The 15,118-nt window shown below is 48.1% G+C and carries 14 protein-coding genes; 6 read left to right on the top strand and 8 right to left on the bottom strand.

Annotation, left to right across the window (positions count from 1 at the left end; translation table 11 throughout):
• Positions 1-19: 19 nt before the first annotated feature.
• Together M2470_RS12855 and M2470_RS12850 are read right to left on the bottom strand one after the other, a co-directional pair.
• The gene (locus M2470_RS12855; RefSeq protein WP_280745400.1) at positions 20-2,098 is read right to left on the bottom strand and encodes a hypothetical protein; all 2,079 of its coding nucleotides are present in this window, start codon (positions 2,096-2,098) and stop codon (positions 20-22) included.
• Positions 2,099-2,109: 11 nt separating this feature from the next.
• A complete protein-coding gene (locus M2470_RS12850) occupies positions 2,110-3,000 on the bottom strand; it encodes a hypothetical protein (protein WP_280745399.1) in 891 nt (296 codons plus the stop codon).
• On the opposite strand from M2470_RS12850, the gene M2470_RS12845 reads away from it, so the two are divergent.
• Complete coding sequence (locus M2470_RS12845; protein ID WP_280745398.1) at positions 2,999-3,244, top strand: hypothetical protein; 246 nt, start codon at positions 2,999-3,001, stop codon at positions 3,242-3,244. The genes M2470_RS12850 and M2470_RS12845 overlap by 2 nt on opposite strands.
• A 238-nt stretch (positions 3,245-3,482) precedes the next feature.
• Here M2470_RS12845 and M2470_RS12840 read toward each other — a convergent pair whose 3' ends face one another.
• From M2470_RS12840 to M2470_RS12815, 6 genes are all read right to left on the bottom strand, one after another.
• Positions 3,483-4,658, bottom strand: a complete 1,176-nt coding sequence (locus tag M2470_RS12840) for a hypothetical protein (RefSeq protein ID WP_280745396.1) — start codon at positions 4,656-4,658, stop codon at positions 3,483-3,485.
• Between the two features lie 272 nt (positions 4,659-4,930).
• Positions 4,931-5,884, bottom strand: a complete 954-nt coding sequence (locus M2470_RS12835; protein WP_280745395.1) for a FimB/Mfa2 family fimbrial subunit — start codon at positions 5,882-5,884, stop codon at positions 4,931-4,933.
• A 97-nt stretch (positions 5,885-5,981) separates the two neighbouring features.
• Positions 5,982-7,364 carry an Mfa1 family fimbria major subunit gene (locus M2470_RS12830; protein WP_280745394.1) on the bottom strand — a complete coding sequence of 461 codons (1,383 nt, stop codon included), beginning with the start codon at positions 7,362-7,364 and terminating at the stop codon, positions 5,982-5,984.
• Positions 7,365-7,489: 125 nt separating this feature from the next.
• Positions 7,490-8,992 carry a DUF3868 domain-containing protein gene (locus tag M2470_RS12825; RefSeq protein WP_280745393.1) on the bottom strand — a complete coding sequence of 501 codons (1,503 nt, stop codon included), beginning with the start codon at positions 8,990-8,992 and terminating at the stop codon, positions 7,490-7,492.
• Positions 8,993-8,998: 6 nt separating this feature from the next.
• The gene (locus M2470_RS12820) at positions 8,999-9,553 is read right to left on the bottom strand and encodes a DUF3575 domain-containing protein (protein WP_280745477.1); all 555 of its coding nucleotides are present in this window, start codon (positions 9,551-9,553) and stop codon (positions 8,999-9,001) included.
• An 864-nt stretch (positions 9,554-10,417) separates the two neighbouring features.
• On the bottom strand, positions 10,418-11,668 hold the full coding sequence (locus tag M2470_RS12815) for a site-specific integrase (RefSeq protein ID WP_280745392.1): 1,251 nt from the start codon (positions 11,666-11,668) through the stop codon (positions 10,418-10,420).
• Between the two features lie 471 nt (positions 11,669-12,139).
• Here M2470_RS12815 and M2470_RS12810 point away from each other — a divergent pair, with 471 nt between their 5' ends.
• The 5 genes from M2470_RS12810 (at position 12,140) to rpsB (ending at position 15,110) form a co-directional block, all read left to right on the top strand.
• The gene (locus tag M2470_RS12810) at positions 12,140-12,475 is read left to right on the top strand and encodes a hypothetical protein (protein ID WP_280745391.1); all 336 of its coding nucleotides are present in this window, start codon (positions 12,140-12,142) and stop codon (positions 12,473-12,475) included.
• A 2-nt stretch (positions 12,476-12,477) separates the two neighbouring features.
• Positions 12,478-13,113: a porin family protein gene (locus tag M2470_RS12805; protein ID WP_280745390.1), complete on the top strand. Its 636-nt coding sequence runs from the start codon at positions 12,478-12,480 to the stop codon at positions 13,111-13,113.
• Positions 13,114-13,274: 161 nt separating this feature from the next.
• Entirely contained in the window at positions 13,275-13,730 is a 456-nt protein-coding gene (gene rplM / locus M2470_RS12800; protein ID WP_280745389.1) for a 50S ribosomal protein L13, read from the top strand.
• Positions 13,731-13,734: 4 nt separating this feature from the next.
• The gene (gene rpsI / locus M2470_RS12795) at positions 13,735-14,121 is read left to right on the top strand and encodes a 30S ribosomal protein S9 (protein WP_280745388.1); all 387 of its coding nucleotides are present in this window, start codon (positions 13,735-13,737) and stop codon (positions 14,119-14,121) included.
• Positions 14,122-14,261: 140 nt separating this feature from the next.
• A complete protein-coding gene (gene rpsB, locus M2470_RS12790) occupies positions 14,262-15,110 on the top strand; it encodes a 30S ribosomal protein S2 (RefSeq protein ID WP_280745387.1) in 849 nt (282 codons plus the stop codon).
• Positions 15,111-15,118: the final 8 nt, after the last annotated feature.

The following is a 15,118-nucleotide window of genomic DNA, read 5'->3' as shown; positions in this document are numbered from 1 at the left end:
TTTTATTTTTATATCTATTTTATTTAACCGATAGTTTTGTTGTCCTGCCTTTTTCTGTGCGGAGGATGTACACGCCCGTTGTCAGGGTTTTGCGTATCCTTTGCGGGAATAGTTCCGTTACTTTCTCGCGATAGAGAAGCTCCCCTTTCACATTGTACAGGTAGAGGTATTCGCCCCTGTCCGCTTCGTCAAGGCCATATGCGGAGGTGATACCGTTACGGTACGAAGCCGTAAAGGCCTTCTCTTCTATCGCTTCCATGCCTGTTGCCGTATTACGGAAGTGTAATACAAAGCGTGCCGGGCTATCTCCTGGGCTGGAAGTGAAGCGGTAGACGGCATTGCGCATCAAACTGCTCTTTTTGCCTGTTTGGGTATCTTCCAGTATCACCTCCTGTACAGACTGTAGGGATTCCAAACGCGAGGCTTCCAGCTCCACTTCCTGTATTTCTAGTGAAGGCTCGAAATAGAGGGGAATGCGGTAGGTGGTAGGGGGTATCACAGTTGTTGTCATTTCCTTGTTGTCCGACGAGCGGGTGTATAATTGGTTTACGCCGCCGGAGCGGTTAAACAGTTTGGGGGCATCGTAGGGGTCGGTAGCCGCTTCCGAAGCGTCGGGACGGAATACCACGCAGAAGCGGTCGAAGCCGCCTGTCCGGGTGTCACGGCTTTCCAGGAGTATTTCATCTATGGGGCCGCTCTCGGTTTCCGCTGCGCGGAGGAAATCCACAATGCCGTGTGTACGTTTGGCTGCCGGTATTTTGAGGCTTACATTCTCTTTGTTGGACCAGAGCACGAACATCTGCATGGGGGCAATGAGGTTTTGGCTGTCGTAGTTTCCGGCACTGCCCGTATAGGTTCCCCCTACTTTTTGTCCGATCAGCCAACTGGCGGCAAAGCTAAAGCGGTTATTTCCCTCATAGGCGCCGCTACCGTTGGTGAGCACATAAAAGCCGTTTTTTACATCCGCCGTAGCGGCAGGGCCTACCGTTACGCCCCAGTCGCTATCCGCCGCCCCTTCTTTTTCCACCAGGCTCTTCAGGTCCAAAGGCGCCGTAAAGGAGTTACCCAGGTAATTGAATCCTTTGGAGAGGGTAAGGGGGATGTCGGAGCTGTTAAGCACTTCGGCCGCATAGCGTTCGGCTGTTGTCTTCACCTGTATGGAAGCCGCTCCGTAGTAGGGGAATCCCCCGAAGTGGAACACGGTGGTGGCCCGGTCGGCATACTTGGCACCCGCCCACTCGGGGTCGAGCATGCCGCTGTAATAGGCGGCTTCGTCCACCAGGCCCTGCCCTACGATATATCCCTTGCCCTTTTCCACAAAGGTGGCGGGGTTAGTGATAAGCAGTCCGTTGTCTCCAAAGAGCCCCTTAGACGATGGAGCCGAAAGGAAGTTGTACATAAAGTAGTCGGCATAGGTGCGGCTGAAGGGGGAGGCGAATCCGAAGATACGCTTGCCCTGGTTTGCGCCCAAGGCGAGGTTCACCTGTACATGCCCCCAGGGACCAGCGGGATTCGTATTGTCATAATACATCGTCCCCGAGGCGGTGCCTTGCAGGATAAGGTGTGCGTTGTTGGTGTTGAAGTCCATGCCCGTTTCGGAGTCTATCACCAGGCGCCCGCTTTTGTGCTGCAGGTTGGTCATGGTGGCTGCCGCAGTGGGCACAAGCGTTACGGTGGCCTGTTTCCAATCGGTGGCGTTGGTATTGTTTATCACGCTTGTTTGGGGGAAGCGGATAAAGCTGCCGGCCTTGCCCGCGATGCCGCGTATCTGCTGGGGGGAGGTACCGGCGAATTCAAAGCTCCCGTCCGTCTTGGCGGCAAAGTTTGTTTCACTTTCATCCCCGGCGAATACATGGAAGCCGTCGTCCGAATGGTTGATAAGGTCCCCTGTCAGCTTCATATTGGCTTTCTGCACGTAGATGTTGGACGCTCCTGCGCCCATCATGTCGCCCTGTATATAAAGGGCGGTACGGGCGGTAGTGCTGCCTTCGACATTGAGGGTTCCCGTATTGAGGAACATCACTGCGCTTTCCTGCGCCCCGGCTTGCGTGGCACTCAGAAGCAGGCTTCCCAGGATCATTATAGCTAATTGTTTCATATGCATTCTATCTAATTTTCTTCTGTTGTTGTACGGTATGTGATGATTACTTCCCTCGACAGTGTTCCGGCGCGTATGATAAGCGCCGCCCGGCTGTCTGTTTCCGCTGCATAGCCTCCGGCTGCCTGTAGGCCAAGGGAGGTTACGCTGGAGGGGTATTCGCCGGTGGGCGTGCTGAGCCATAAGGCTTCGCCCCCTTCCTTCCATCCTGCCGACCAACTGCCGTAGGTCGTGTACACATCGAGTGTGCAGTTTTCCCCCGAGCCGATAGCCAGGGAGTCTGTAGAGAGGCCCAGCAGGTAATAATCGTTGAATTCGATGGCCCTTAGTTCAAGCTCGTTGGCATCGACAAATGAAATAGCCGAGGCCGGTGCCAGCGCCGCTTCCCTGGCCGTAGGGTAGCCCTCTCCGGCCACCGCCATCACGATTACGCGGTAGCGGTAGTTGCGCACAAAGGGGATCGCTTTGCCTTCCTTGTCGCTGAGCTTGATGCGGTAATACTGTGCCTCTTCTTCTCCGGCTGCCGCCTTGATGACGAGGGTGGTCTCCTTGTCGCCCTCCTCCTGGGTGTCCTCGGCTATATAGATGGCGCCTTCCATCAGGCTCAGCCCTTTTCCGCCGGTTTCCGTATAGGCATACGCAAAGCATTGGCTGTTGGGCTGTGCCCCTTCGGGTACGTTCGGCTTCTCCAGTATGTTGCCCCTGCCATCGAAAGCGGGTGCCAGGTATGCTTTGCTCCGGGCATGGAACACAAATACGGAGTCTATGACCAGGGGCTGTTCCGTGCCTACGGATGTTCCCGTCGTGCCGCTGCCGATGTCGATACGGCAAACGGCCCGTTTCATCTGTATACCCTCCGCCCCGGTGTCTGTCCGGCCGATAAGGCCCGACTCCCCGTACATGGGAAACGCTGCCTTGCCCCACGGCTTTGAGAAGTCGAAACTAAAGTATTCCATTAGTTCTTCCTTGCCCACAGCGCCCCTTTGTGCCGCCGCTTCAAGCCGGGCCGTCAGGGTATTGGTGAATAAGTGGCGTACATTGGCCAGGACAAGTAGCTGTACGTCCGCCTCTTCCAGGCTAAAGCCTATCTGCTTCACGCTGGACAGTGCCCCCGGTTGCGCCACTTCGTCCACGGCTATGTGGTGATGGTAAAACGCTCCTTTCTCCGACACCTCCAACACCAAGATGTCTACGGAATGTATGGCATTCTCGTCGTCCGCACTGAGCGCGTAGGTCGTAGGTATACTTGTTCCCGGTATGACCATGGTCAGTGTAAAGGGGCGTTCCGTTTCCGGCGGCTGCTTTTCCGGGCCGATTCCTTTTTCCTCCGTGGTACACGCAGAAAGCAGAAAGCAGTACGCAGAAAGCAACATAATTATATATGTCAATCGTTGTTCCATGTAACTTGTATCTTCTTGGTGAACTTCACCTGTCCGTTGCTTTTAAGCAGGATATTGAAGGAACCTTCCGCCGGGATACTTGTGTTGCCGGTGAAGTTTACTTCTATGCCGTCCTCCTTTTGAATGCAGCTGAACCAGGCGTTTGTATTTTCCACCTCCCAGGCACCCGGGTAGTTGGTCTTCACTACGATGAAGTCTTGGGTGAACTGGCTGTTGAAGCTGATTTTGGTCCGGCTCACATCAAAGGAATAGGATACATTGCCTACGTCTACCTGATTGCCCCGGTCGTTCCAGTTGATGTATTCGGATAGCATGCGCTGCGAGTTGGGGTTTGCCGATGCCAGGTCGATGCTGCTATAGCCTTCCCCCGCCACACTGATGATGTTCATCTGGTAATGGTGGTTGCGCAAGAGCCGGCGGTAGGGGTCTCCCGAGCCTACGAAGCCACCCGAGCCACTCCCTGTGGCAGGCGGACCGTCTTCCCATCCGTTCCCGTTGTTTTCGCCTCCCCCTGTAAAGAAGTCCTTGAAGTCGGCACGGTAGTATGTTTCGCCTTTCCCCTGCAAGGCACCCTTGATAATAAGGTGGGTGGTGTTGGTGTAATTATTGTCGGAGGGCAGTTCCGTTTCAAAGAGGTATATGCTGCGCGGTGCGGTGGCATACTGCAGCGGGTTGCTGTTGACAAGTGAGCCGGTATAGTCCCCGCTAAGCGGGAGGGAAGGCTCCGTCACTTTTTTGTCCGTTGCGTTCCATTTCGCTGTTTCCGGTACGATGCGCCCGTGGTTGTACTGGTTTTTCACATAGACGGCCGAGATCGTGAAGTTGGCCGCCGTCACGCTCACGTCCACCCTTGCCACGGCACGTATCAGGTCGATGGTCTTGCCGTCCAGTGTCTTGGGGGTGGCAGGCCCGTATTCGCCCCACATGGGTAAACGCTTGTAATCCGTGCCTGTATTCCAGGCGCTGGTATTCGAGGCTACCAGGTGCGAAAGCAGGTAGCCCTTTTCTACGACGGACGGATAGGCGGAGAGGCAGGCCGAGATTTCTACGCGCGCATTGGCCAGGAATACGTAGGTGTACTGCTCACCGTCGTTGATTAGTTCCACCTCGAAGCTGCGCTTATACACGCCCGTTGCTTCTTCGAGTACGGGGGTATCCATATCGGCATCGTTTATCTGCCGGCTGAAGGCGAATACGGCCTCTGCACCGCTGCCCTTAAAGGCGAGGATGTCGATGGTTTCCACGCGGCTTTCCTTCTCGAAGTCGAGTGCGTAGGTGGCCGGGCCCATGCTGTTAAAATAAATGGTGACGCGTTCCTCTTTCCCTTCGGGTTCTGTGATAACGGTCTTTTCTTCCCCCGAACAAGCCCAGAGGGCGGGAAGTGCTAAAACGGTCCATATGTATCGGTATAAACTGCGCATAATTCTGTGTATTATAGGGGTACCCTGTTGCTGATAACCACCCAGTCGTTTATAATGAGCTCCAGTACGACAAAGCTGCCGTCGAGAAGGAGTATGATGTCAAATTCGTCTTCCAGTTCCAGTTTCTCGTTGGTGTCGTAGAGGTATGTACCCCCTGAGGACACCACTTTGGCCAGTTCTTCCACGATGTTGAGCCTGTATAGCAGTTGTGCTTCCGTGGCCCTGAGTGGTGAAACGGCTGTATCCTGTTTTTCAATGCTAAGATCGGTATCGGCGCCTATCCAGAGGCGCAGGGTTGTAAAGTGTGCGTTGTAGTCGTAGCGGCTCTCTTCCCCGCCCAGTGCCCAACGGTAAGGGTGGTAGGTGTAGCGGCTGTTTTCCACGGGTTTGTTTTCCGAGTCGTATTGCCCGTTGCGCCCCTGTATGTATGAATGGAGTGTACTTCCTTGGGGCAGTTCATAGCCGTCAAAGCCTACATAGAGGTTGATCCTGTTGGTATTCTTTTTCAGGTAAATGGTATCGGCTACCCCGGCTGAGCGGTGTTCAAAGAGGATGTCCTTCGCCCCGTGGTAGAGGTCGGAAAGGCTGTCCGTTTCTAAGGAAACAAGCCCGGTGAGCATGCCCTCCAAGGTTTCGCTGCCTGTGGTATGGTAACAGTCTTCCGCCTGGTTCACCAGTGCTACGTAACGCAGCTCAGTGCCGTTGGGGCGGTCGTTCAGGTATATTTTGTATCCCGTGGCCTGTATCTCCTCCCGGCTATAGCGTTTGGTTTCCACCAGGCTGTTCCCCTTGTAGATGTACAGGTCTACCGTTTCCACTACATCACGGAAGCTGTACTTGCCGTTGAGTGTTTCGAAATGAAGGTACCTTCCCGACGGACATTCGCTGAGGTCGTCGTTTATACAGCTCCCCAAAAAAAGGAGGAGGATCAGTATGGAGCTAAATAAGGATCGTTGTCTGTTCATGCTGTTTGCCGGGTTTTTTTAATGTAGGTGTTACATACCGGCTGCGGAGCCCCGGGGGCTACCCGTAGCCCACAGCCGGTCATATTTGTTTTATTAATTATAATGGAACGTCCTGTTCGATTTTAGACCAGTCAAGAACAGACACTTCAAGGGTTACCCATGTTTCGGTTGAGATCGGGGTTTCCGGTATTACTTCCGATTCTTCTCCCGATCCGAAATTCTTGATTTCGGTTACCTTCACCAGGTACGAGTGGTTACGCAGTACGGCATGTTTTTTTACGGCCTCTGTTTCACTGTTGTCAGCCACCGGGAAAGAATAGTACATAAAACCTTTGTCGTATTTGGTACCTGTAGTACTGATACCTGCTATGCTCTGGCTGGGTTCGGCAGCGAAGATACGCGGCTGTCCGTTTACGTTATACACCCAGAATGTACCGTTGCTAAGAGTACCGCCTGACGTACCGTCGGCTTTGTAGATAGTGGCGGTAGGAGTATACTTAATTTTCAGCTGTATATAGGTTGTATTTCCGTAATACTGGTCGCCGTTTTGCAGGGCTGTTGTGTTTTCCACTGCATAATAGGCTTTTCCGGGAGCATAGGCGCCTGTCCATTTGTAGTTTTTAAACTTGGTGTTCGGGCTGCCTGCCGTGCCGGCAGCTTCATCATGGTAGATACTCTTAACCAATGCTGCGCTGGTGTTGGTGCCCGGCTCGTTGGTGCCGTCCCATTGACCTACCAGGTACATGGCGTCAGGTACCGAGCAAAGACGGTATGTAGCATCGGAGAATGTTCCGCCCAGCGGGGTTGCGCTGCCGGCAGTTACCTCTGTCAGGTTTATTTTTGCTGCCAAACGTCCGATGGTAAGCCCGGTGATGTCCTTAGGCGTAGTTTCAGTTCCGCCGCTAGGAACAGTTGTCGCCTTACCCCAAAGTGTACCGATCATAAACTTGTTGTCGGTAGCAATGTTTGCCGGGATCGGATTCACGCGATAAACAGAGGTCGTTCCCGCTACTTTTTCAGAGGTATAATTGGAAAAACCTGCACTGACAGTTTGCAATTCATAAAGGCCCCTGGATGCTTTTTCTCCCACCCCTGTCACATTTGCCTGGTTGGCTAAGATGTAGAAATACTTGTCACCTGAAGCAAGCTTGAATTTGTTACTGTTGTAATTGGGGCTGCTACCGGTAAATGTAATTTCCGATTCTCCTGTAGTAAATTCCAGGGGAGTAAGTCCACCCGACACATCACTGTTGTACACAAATGCCTTCAGGTTATCCGCACTAGCCAAATTCTCTTCCGTTACTGCCGGATCGGTATCTACCGTCCCGTAAGTAGCCGGTTTGGAATCCCTTACAATCAGGCTGGAATAATTGTCCTCGCCCTGGGTTATTTCCGGTGCCGTGCCTTCCTCGCTCGAACAAGCCGTAAACCCTGCCGCCACAATAGCAGCACACATAAAAAACTTAAACGTCTTTCTCATTTTTACTTGAATTTAATTAATAAAAAAAGTCTATTTAATTGTGAATTGTAAATTATTAATTGTTAATTGCCAGTTGTTTACAATTTATAATTAACCCTTAACCATTAATAATTAATCATTAATAATTAGTTGCGCAGCAATTTCTCCGCATCTTCTTTTCTCTTTATTTCGTCGAGGTTCTTCAGGGCTGCATCGAGGTTTTTCTCTGATGCCCGTTTGAAGAGGCTCTTTGCCTTGGCCGTATTGCCTTTAAGCATTTCAAGTACCCCTATGTTGTTATAATACTCTGCCGTACCCCGAACTACATTTCCGTTCTGCGTGTTGCGTGCTGCGTGCTGCAAATACCTTTCTGCGCGCACCTGGTCACCTGCTTTGAGTGCCGAGGCGGCTGCGTTCAGGTTGGCTACCGGGTCTTCGGGATAGAGCCTTACAGCTGTTTCAAATACTTCTACAAACTGCGGGCTGCCTTCCGGGTAGGTGTTGGCCACGAGGAACATTTCATTGAGACTGAGCTGCCGGGGTTGTGTTTTGATTACCTGCCTGGCTTCTTCCACATTGAAGTTCCTGGCGTTGTAATCTATTCTTGCCACTACGCGGCGCAGCTGTGGGTACAGCTGGTGCAACATCTGCTGGTAAGGACCTCCGCCATTGAGTGCCTTAAGGCGGTTCTTCCGTTCTTCGGGATTGTAATAATTGATGATTGAAAGGATGGTGCCTTTAGGTTCTATGTAAGATTGCTGTACCAAACGACTTAAGCCTTCCCAGTCTTCACCCCCGTAACCGATCCGGTAGAGGTGTGAGGGGATACCGGCACGCATGGAAAGGTAGTTCCTGAGAGCTTCGGCACGTCCCCTTGCCAGTTGGTTGTTTGTATTTACATTCCCTTCGGGGGAAGCGTAGCCTGTGATAAGTGCACTGGTTACCGTCAGGTTCTTGTCAGAGCGTATGCTGCCAATGATCTGTTCGATCTTAGCCAATTCGCGGGGGTTGTTGCCGAAACTCGGGTTGATCTCCGTACGTGCCACAGGGAAATCCAGGAAGACATCGCTCTGTTCACTGCGCGCCTTTACCTGTTCCGCCTCGGGACGGATATAAGCCACATGGGTGGAGGGGTTATATTCTTTCACCCCTTCAAGAACGATGCGGTCGGCCAGCCTATGGCTTTCCTGTTCTGCCGCTTCACCTCCGCATCCGCAGAGGTCGCACAATACATCCAGCTTAGCTTCACGCATCCAGTTTTCATAAGGCACCGCCTCACGGTAACGGTAGACTTTACGGTTCTCAGCCTTGAGTGGAATAACCGCATAATGTGCCGAAGCAACCTGCTTTTGCCATCCATTGAGTTCCACCTCCCTTTCAAAGGCTTTCTGGCGGTGGCGTCCATTAACCAACACACTCTTCATCTTCACTTCCCGTCCTTTCCCATTGCTGAGTACAGGTGTCAACTCCAAAGAGCGCTCCGTATTAAGACGCAAATCCGCCAAGTCAATATCCATGATTAACAACACAGAATCTTCCACCTGCCGAAGGGAATGTAACTTCAAAAGTTCAGTTGACAGTTGACAGTAGGCAGTTAACAATTGAGATTGCAACAATGCTATGAATAATATATATAGTATCTTTTTCATATCCATTTATTTGATTATATAAATCAGTGAGATCCCTGCTTTTGTAGGTCCGAAATAGTGTTTGGTGAAATCGCCGATTTTTTCAGCGCATTTCTCACATGGATACTTGGCATGATCGAGGTAGGCGTATCCTACGCCAACGGTTGCTTCTATGCTCCAACGCTTACTGAGGATCCACTGGTAGCCATAGGAGATGCCCGCACCGTATAAGTAACCCTCGTAACGGTTTTCATTGAGACCGAACATCTTCAGTCCTCCTATGTTGTAGCCTGCTACGTGTGCATGCAAGCCCATGAAGTGACCCATGAAGCGCTCACAGAACCAGTAACGAGCCTCGGGCTGTATGGCCCAATGCTTGAGCTTGCGGTTCCTGGAGAACTCCCAGGGGTTGTAATTTGCCGGTAGTTCCAGTGTCCATTTGGGAGCCAGGCCGATTTCAAGGCCCAGGTTCAGCGTCGTTGTCGCGTCATACAGTAGGTTCGACTTAAGGGCCACATCCTGTGATTTTGCTAAGGGCATAAAAAACGCCGGCATGGCTAATACCACAACAGCCTTTTTTATCCATCCAACGGTTATACGATTCTTTGTTTTCATCAATGTTAGTCTTCTGTTTTTTTAGGCTTCTTCCATCTCCTATCACTTAGTGAGTGACAGCAGACAGGCTTAATGAAAATGTAAGTGCTTATATTTGCAGTAATTGCAAAACTACTTTGTGTGGTTTCGTAAAAAGGTGAAACATTTTTATAAACAGGGGACAGTTCAAAAGCCCTGTAAAATCCGCCTTAAACTGTAATTTAAAAGCCCGTTTTGAAGAATGAAGGAATAAGCTTTGTAAGAGTGGAATTTGTAAACATTTTATAAACAGCCTTATTTACTGTGTTTTAAATCTACTTTTGGCGAGTTTTATAGAAAGAAAAACGGATTTATGTCGAAGATGCAGGAATGATGCCTTCCTTAGCAAACTAAAAAGAGTTTTTTCCGGCTAATGTTTGTAAACGCTTATCTATTCCACCTGGCATTCACTACCTTTGCGCCCTGAACCAAAATAGTGAGAACTATGATTAAATATACTGATATGACCTATGTGGTACCCCCAATAGTATTTATAAATAAGGACACAGCTTGCCTGTCCGGACAAATTCTCTTTATCTGCCCGGCTTCTGACATATATTTTCCGGCCTATTTTATATGTGTATCCACAATACCAACAGGTGATAATTGTGAATAGATTGAGAGGAATTAAGTATTTCTGGCGATTTTAAATGCTAGATATTTGCAGATAATTACTGGTTTTTATCCTTATTTCTGTCACTCACTAAGTGACAGATGGTCTAAAAAACAAATAGATATTGCAAATATATATAAAACCCGCCGTTTTTCCTCATTTTCCCCGGAAAACATAAATTAACTTAAATGTGCTGTTATTTACATGGCATGGGTAATGGCTTTTGCTACCGTATCATTGGCTTTATCGAGCACACTTCTGTTGAAGGAGGCCAGGTAGATACGGGTAGTGGCCTCGGAAGTATGTCCGAGGGCTTCGCTGATAACTGCCAGCGGCAGGTTCGCCCCTTTGGCGATAGAGGCCCAGCTGTGGCGCGCTACATGCGTGGTGAGCTTGTTCTTCAGCCCCAGAAACTGTGAGATTTCCCCCAGTTTATGGTTCTGCCTCCGTAGGCCGCTCTCATACTGCAGGCGGGGGGAGACATTCTTCCGGGTGATGATGGGGAGAAGGTAGGGACTTCCCTCGGTAAGCGGGCGGAAGGTAGCCAGTATATCCTTCAGTTTTTGATTCACTTTCAGTTCGATCCGCTGCCCGGTCTTCATCCGCTTGTAGGATATGACATTGTTTTTGAGGTCTTCTTTTCTGAGGAAGGCCATATCCACGTATGACATGCCTCTGGCATGGAAACTGAAAAGGAACATCAACAGCGCCTGCTGCAAGTGGAAAGGGAGCCCGGAGTTTTTTGACGACCGCAGCTTAAGCTCCACCTTATCAAGCAGGTTCATTTCTTTTTTGCTCAGGGCGCGTTTGGGGGTGGTGGCATTCCCGGTGAATACATCGCGGAAGGGCGGTATACTGTGTGCCTGGAAGATGCCTTCCGCTGCCGCCTTGTTATAAATGGCACGCAGGTTACGCATATAAAAGGAAATACTGTTGCGTGCAAGCCCTTCTTCGGTGAGCTGGAACTCAAAATTCTTCATCAACAGGGGAGTCATGGCATTAAAATTCATGGCAGGTTTTTTACTAAAGCCGACAAACCTGTCCAGTACCGTCTGGTAAGCCCTGGCGGTACGTACCTGTCCCCTTTTCAGCAGTCCCAGGACTAATTTGTAGACATAATCAGCCACACTGATCTTCTCTTTATACTGCCTGTAGGCAGCAGCTATTTTGGCAGCATCGGGTGTGCCTTCCCTTTCGAGCCGCAAGGCGGTGGATTCAACAAAGTAGCGGTCGCTTTCCAGCTCCGCTTTAGCCCAGGCAAGGTAGCGGGAGCGCTCCCCTTCCATGAGCGGCGGGATAATCATTTGCCTGTCCAGATTCCACTCACTGGGATACAGTTGGATACGGGTTGATACATTGTACGTGGTACGTTTACTGATAATGCGTACAAAAAGGCGAAAAGCGCGGCCTTCTACATTGGAGGCCCGCAGCATAAATTTTACAGAAATCATCTTGTCTTTCTTTTTAAGGTTAAAAAATAATTAGTCCAGAAAGGATTAGTCATTGATATGGTGGTAAAAGTATAAAAAAAACACATAAAACTGCAAATTGTCAAAATGTTAATTTACCCACGGCTTGCAGGCCGTATTTGGGGCTGAGGCAGGGGGAGCTTGTAAAGAAGGCTTTTATTTGGCACTTAAGCTTTGTTGTTTTGCAAGCTGCAGCACGTAGAACGGAATACGCAGAACGCTTTTTCAAACATTTTTCATCTATTATTCTATATTCTTTAACTCAAACCTGTCTTTTTGTTATCTTAAAAAGAACAGCGTTTTTGGGTGGGTTTTGCGTTAAAAAATGCTTCGTTTTACATATTCCAGCCATCCAGTTTTGAGATTGGCCGAAATAGTTAAAAAATCATTTGGATGAATATCCGGAATCATTTGGATAAATGAGGGGATTTAATTGGATGATTTCAGTAAATCATGAAGATAAAATGGGGAAAAGTCGGTGTTTTTGCTGAAAATACGTTAAATATCGGCGAAAATATATTAAAAAGTCTTTCGGATTTTTATTTTTTGTCGCTTTTGAATAAAAGTAACGTTAGCCGAAATTTGCTTTTTGAAGAAATATGTAAGGATATAGGGTTTTTTAACATCAAAAAAACCGGAACGGTTGTTCATCTTGGTAGCCCGTTGCTTATAATCTGTAACTGCCTTTCAGCTATTAAAAAGAAATTTCCGGGGATTTCATGGGGTAACTTCCTGGCGATGGATTATCTTTGCCCCTTATTATATTTTGCCCCTTATTATATAAGGTGAAGATGAAAACAGGCTTCAGAAAATATGTCTTGTTAGGGTTGATCATGGTATGGGCAATCCCGGCTGTTACTGCTCAGGTTACGTTTGGCGTGAAGGCAGGACTGGCACGGAGTTCTATGATACAAAAGATTGACCTGGACCATGAGTCGGGCTCACAACTGGGATTCAGTGTGGCCGGACTGGCAGATATTCCCTTCTACCGCAGGTTTTCTTTTCGTCCTGAAATAGCCTTCACCAAGCAGGGAGGACATTTTTTCTCCGATTATAATGAAGACAAACTCCCCGGCTTGAAGCATACATGCAATTACTATTCCCTGCAAACTCCTTTAAATATAGCATTCAACATTCCTATTTCGGGCGTTCGCATGGCAGTGTACGGAGGATTGGTTCCTGATTTTCGTTTGTGGGGGAAAATGAAAACCCTGGCGATAAACGGAGAAAGCCGCCCCCAAACGGAAAAAAACATGAAATCTTTCGACCTGGGATGCAATGCCGGGATCAGTGTAGAATATAAAAAAGTATTCTTCGCCATCGATATATATAATGGTATACTGGATTGCCGTGTGGATAAAAAAGAAAGTGAATCCCGTGTTTATCACAATAATATCTCCTTCTCTTTAGGGTACTTTTTCCGTTAAATGTTTTGTATTTCAAAGAAAACGCGTACCTTTGCAAGCCGATTATTATCCGAATATACTAAGAGTTTAGTTCTTAGCGCATTGTTGTATCTTGTGTCCGAGGCAAGAATGATGTTGGGAACTTGTTTTTTGAATTATTAATTAAAAAAATTAGAAAGAAAGTGGATACTTTAAGTTTTAAGACCATTTCTGCAAACAAAGCAACTGTAAACAAAGAATGGGTTGTAGTAGACGCTACAGACCAGCATTTGGGTCGCTTGTGTTCAAAAGTTGCGAAGCTTTTGCGCGGCAAGTACAAACCCAATTTCACACCTCATGTTGATTGTGGTGATAACGTAATTATCATCAATGCAGACAAAGTCGTTCTGACAGGAAATAAGTGGAACGATCGTATTTATTTGAGATATACCGGATATCCCGGTGGACAACGTGAATTTACACCTGCTCAACTAAAAGAAAAAGGTGAAGACCGTTTGTTCCGTAAAGTAGTAAAGGGTATGTTACCTAAAAACCGATTGGGAGCTAAGTTGCTAGGCAACTTATATGTATATGCCGGAACAGAGCACAAACATGAGGCTCAACAACCCAAATCAATTGATATTAACTCACTTAAATAATATTATGGAAGTAGTAAATGCAATAGGAAGACGTAAAGCGGCAATTGCTCGTGTATACGTTAGCGAAGGTACCGGTAAGATCACTATCAACAAACGCGACATTGAAAATTACTTTCCTTCTTCTATCCTTCAGTTCATTGTAAAGCAGCCGCTTAACAAACTGAATGTAGCAGAGCAATATGATATCCGCATCAATTTAGGCGGAGGCGGCTTCAAAGGACAATCCGAAGCAGCCCGTTTGGCTATCGCCCGCGCATTGATCAAAATCAATCCGGAAGATAAACCGGCTCTGAGAGCAGAAGGTTTCGTAACCCGCGATCCACGCGTTGTTGAACGTAAAAAACCGGGACAACCGAAAGCACGTAAGAGATTCCAGTTCAGCAAACGTTAACCTTATTTGTGAGTATCTTACAAGTAAAAAGAGGCGTTTAGTATCTAAATTGTCAGGATTTCTTTTGCATGCTGATATGTTGGAGGACTACCTGATGGTTGAATGGTAAAACAGAATGTAAACGATTTAAAAAGAAAAAAATGTCAAGAGTTAATTTTGATCAATTATTAGAAGCAGGCGTACACTTCGGACACTTAAAAAGAAAGTGGAACCCCGCAATGGCTCCTTATATTTTCATGGAGCGCAATGGTATTCATATCATTGATTTACATAAAACAGTTGCTAAAGTTGACGAAGCTGCCGAAGTAATGAAAAACCTGGCAAAGTCGGGCAAGAAAATACTTTTCGTAGCTACCAAAAAACAAGCTAAACAAATTGTCGCAGATAAGGCTACTTCCGTAGGAATGCCTTTCGTTATCGAACGCTGGCCGGGTGGTATGTTGACCAACTTCCCCACGATCCGCAAAGCCATCAAAAAGATGACTACAATCGATAAGATGACAAAAGACGGTACATTTGATAATCTTTCGAAAAGAGAAAAACTTCAGATCACACGCCAACGTGCCAAGCTGGAAAAGATGTTAGGTTCTATCATAGACCTTACCCGTCTTCCTTCTGCTTTGTTTGTTGTTGACGTGATGAAAGAACATATTGCAGTGCGTGAAGCAAACCGTTTAGGTATTCCTGTATTCGGAATGGTTGATACCAACTCAGACCCGAACAGCATTGACTTCGTAATTCCTGCTAACGATGATGCTACTAAATCGGTAGAAGTGATCGTAGGCGCTGTTTGCGAAGCTATCAATGAAGGTTTACAAGAACGTAAAGCTGAAAAAATAGATTCTGAAGCTGCTGAAGAAGCAACGCCCAGAAGAGAGCGCAAAGCAAAAGCTACCGTAAAGAAAGAACGTACAAAGAAAGAAGATGATGATGCGTTGAACGCAAACGTTCTTGACAAAGTAGCGAAAGATATTGAAATAGGTGAGTAACTAAATAA

The sequence above is a fragment of the Parabacteroides sp. PH5-46 genome (assembly GCF_029892785.1).
Taxonomy (GTDB): Bacteria; Bacteroidota; Bacteroidia; order Bacteroidales; family Tannerellaceae; genus DFXE01.
The sequence above is the reverse complement of the archived record's forward strand: the minus strand, read 5'-3'. Positions and strand labels throughout refer to the sequence as shown.